Source organism: Pseudomonas sp. 13B_3.2_Bac1, assembly GCF_025466205.1.
Taxonomy (GTDB): Bacteria; Pseudomonadota; Gammaproteobacteria; order Pseudomonadales; family Pseudomonadaceae; genus Aquipseudomonas; species Aquipseudomonas fluorescens_H.
The window spans coordinates 1-351 of sequence record NZ_JANLOG010000131.1; the positions used below are offsets into that span (position 1 = coordinate 1).

The 351-nt window shown below is 54.1% G+C and carries 1 protein-coding gene; it reads left to right on the plus strand.

Annotation, left to right across the window (positions count from 1 at the left end; all coding sequences use genetic code 11):
- Positions 1–351: hypothetical protein (locus tag NTD85_RS21740; protein ID WP_262143181.1), on the plus strand; the 351-nt coding region annotated here is incomplete at both ends.

Here is a 351-nt window from a genome sequence, read left to right on the forward strand (position 1 = left end):
AACGCGCCTATCGTTCAGGAGGCTTTCAACAATAAGCTCGACGTCGATAAACAGGGCAACAACGACATTACAGCCGTAGTCACGGCCACCGGACCGCGCTTCGAGCTTAATGACATCATCTACTTGACCATGTTCGGCACCACCGTGGATGGCGAAAAGGTCGACGTCACTGCCCCGACCCAGATCATCGACAATCTCCCGCATAACTACCATTTCAAGCTGCCCATTGCCGACGTGCGCAAACTGGTCAATACCCAGGTCACGTTCTCTTATCACCTGGTACGCAACGGCAGCCGTCTTCCACTCTCCAAAGGGCAGTTTGTAGATTTCAAAGGCGTAGCCCACCGCCTC